Below are 2,690 nucleotides of genomic sequence, written 5' to 3' on the forward strand. Positions count from 1 at the left end.
TAAATTTTCAGCGTTGCTGGCTCCCCGTCAGCCGGATTGGGTTGCATCGCAGGGGTGTCGAAAGAGTCAACTGCGGTCCAAAGCTGTTGGACTTGGGTGAAAAGGGCGTTTATTCTTCCTATACGTGCCGCGTTCCAGGCGGCGACTATGAGGGCTATGTCGATGCCCATGTGCGCCGGCTGGAGGCGCTACGCCGGGCCGGTATCGTCGAGCGGATCGACGCCGACCAATGGCGCATCCCCGATGATCTGGTCAGCCGTGCCGCCGCCCATGACGCCGGCCGAGACAGTCAGGCCAGCGTTCGCGTCCTTTCCCCGGTCGATCTGAACAAACAGATCGGATCGGACGGCGCGACCTGGCTGGACCGGCGGCTGATCCACGGCGAGACGGCCGACCTTGCGCCAACCGGCTTCGGGCAACAAGTCCGCGAAGCCATGGACCAGCGCCGCGAGCACCATATCGAACAGGGCGACGCCACCCGCAGCCGGGACAGCCGCGTCTTCTACCGGCGCAACCTTCTCGCCATCCTGCGGGAGCGCGAGGTAGCCGGCGTCGGATCGGATATGGCTTTGAGTAAGGGCCTGCCGTTCCGCGCCGCCACGGACGGCGAGAGCGTCAGCGGCAAGTTTACCGGAACCGTGCATCTATCGAGCGGCAAGTTCGCCGTGGTCGAGAAATCCCATGAGTTCACCCTTGTCCCGTGGCGGCCGATCATCGACCGCCAACTCGGCCGCGAGGTTATGGGCATCGTGCAGGGCGGGTCGGTGTCGTGGCAGTTAGGGCGGCAGAGGGGGCTGGAACGCTGAGTGCGCCCATGCCGCATTGCGAAGCAAAAGATAATCGGATAAAATGTAGCAATTCATATTCGTAAGCGTGGAGTAATCAGATGGGAAATTCCAAGTCAGCAGACAAGTAAGCCGCAACAACCAGTATTGTTGTTGCGGCGCTCTGTAAGGCTAGTCTCATCTGATTGCTGACGAGCAGACGTCGCCCGGTATTCCTTAATCGAGGGTTGATTCGTCATGACCACCACACGCCCCGCGTGGGCCTATACGCTGCCGGCAGCACTGCTGCTGATGGCTCCTTTCGACATCCTCGCTTCACTGGCGATGGATATTTATCTCCCTGTCGTTCCAGCGATGCCCGGCATCCTGAACACGACGCCCGCTATGATCCAACTCACGTTGAGCCTCTATATGGTGATGCTCGGCGTGGGCCAGGTGATTTTTGGTCCGCTCTCAGACAGAATCGGGCGACGGCCAATTCTACTTGCGGGCGCAACGGCTTTCGTCATTGCGTCTCTGGGAGCAGCTTGGTCTTCAACTGCACCGGCCTTTGTCGCTTTCCGTCTACTTCAAGCAGTGGGCGCGTCGGCCATGCTGGTGGCGACGTTCGCGACGGTTCGCGACGTTTATGCCAACCGTCCTGAGGGTGTCGTCATCTACGGCCTTTTCAGTTCGATGCTGGCGTTCGTGCCTGCGCTCGGCCCTATCGCCGGAGTATTGATCGGCGAGTTCTTGGGATGGCAGGCGATATTCATTACTTTGGCTATACTGGCGATGCTCGCACTCCTAAATGCGGGTTTCAGGTGGCACGAAACCCGCCCTCTGGATCAAGTCAAGACGCGCCGATCTGTCTTGCCGATCTTCGCGAGTCCGGCTTTTTGGGTTTACACTGTCGGCTTTAGCGCCGGTATGGGCACCTACTTCGTCTTCTTCTCGACGGCTCCCCGTGTGCTCATAGGCCAAGCGGAATATTCCGAGATCGGATTCAGCTTTGCCTTCGCCACTGTCGCGCTTGTAATGATCGTGACAACCCGTTTCGCGAAGTCCTTTGTCGCCAGATGGGGCATCGCAGGATGCGTGGCGCGTGGGATGGCGTTGCTTGTTTGCGGAGCGGTCCTGTTGGGGATCGGCGAACTTTACGGCTCGCCGTCATTCCTCACCTTCATCCTACCGATGTGGGTTGTCGCGGTCGGTATTGTCTTCACGGTGTCCGTTACCGCGAACGGCGCTTTGGCAGAGTTCGACGACATCGCGGGATCAGCGGTCGCGTTCTACTTCTGCGTTCAAAGCCTGATAGTCAGCATTGTCGGGACATTGGCGGTGGCACTTTTAAACGGTGACACAGCGTGGCCCGTGATCTGTTACGCCACGGCGATGGCGGTACTGGTTTCGTTGGGGCTGGTGCTCCTTCGGCTCCGTGGGGCTGCCACCGAGAAGTCGCCAGTCGTCTAACCGACGACTGGTAGCAGGCCCGCTCCGATGCGGCGCACTAACCATCGAAACCTCGTGAATGTCGGTATCCTGTCTGGCAGGATACCGCTCATTTCCCTTGTTCAGTTCATCGCCGTCGCCGAGCATCTGAATTTTCGGCATGCGGCCAAGGCACTTGGTATCAGCCAGTCGAGCGTCAGCGCGCGTGTGAAAGCGCTGGAGGATAACCTTGGTGTCCTGCTATTTGAGCGCCATGCGCGGGGCGTTCGGCTAACAGACGCAGGCAGGCACTTCATGGAGCGTGTCACGGCGGGTGTCGATCAACTCGATCACGCAGTGAAGACCGCGGAGTGACGGGCACTGGCTGGCAATGTCTAGCAACGGCAGGCATTTCGGCTGAGGGTAAAAGAACTTTCCGCTAAGCGATAGACTGTATGTAAACACAGTATTGCAAGGACGCGGAACATGCCTCAT

The 2,690-nt window shown here is 59.2% G+C and carries 3 protein-coding genes; all 3 read left to right on the top strand.

What is annotated here, in order from left to right:
* On the top strand, positions 1 to 806 hold an 806-nt coding region (locus FTU37_RS16800; RefSeq protein ID WP_223411754.1), incomplete at its 5' end, for a DUF3363 domain-containing protein.
* Positions 807 to 1,022: 216 nt separating this feature from the next.
* Complete coding sequence (floR, locus tag FTU37_RS16460) at positions 1,023 to 2,237, top strand: chloramphenicol/florfenicol efflux MFS transporter FloR (RefSeq protein WP_000214122.1); 1,215 nt, start codon at positions 1,023 to 1,025, stop codon at positions 2,235 to 2,237.
* A gap of 27 nt (positions 2,238 to 2,264) precedes the next feature.
* The gene (locus tag FTU37_RS16465; RefSeq protein WP_001255015.1) at positions 2,265 to 2,570 is read left to right on the top strand and encodes a LysR family transcriptional regulator; all 306 of its coding nucleotides are present in this window, start codon (positions 2,265 to 2,267) and stop codon (positions 2,568 to 2,570) included.
* Positions 2,571 to 2,690 lie beyond the last annotated feature (120 nt).

It is taken from the genome of Acinetobacter sp. YH12097 (genome assembly GCF_013419225.1).
Classification (GTDB): domain Bacteria; phylum Pseudomonadota; class Gammaproteobacteria; order Pseudomonadales; family Moraxellaceae; genus Acinetobacter; species Acinetobacter amyesii.

Bases quoted from the DNA above. Each gene is read 5' to 3' on its own strand.
- FTU37_RS16465 (WP_001255015.1), top strand. From the start codon at position 2,265: ATGCGGCGCACTAACCATCGAAACCTCGTGAATGTCGGTATCCTGTCT.
- floR (WP_000214122.1), top strand. From the start codon at position 1,023: ATGACCACCACACGCCCCGCGTGGGCCTATACGCTGCCGGCAGCACTG.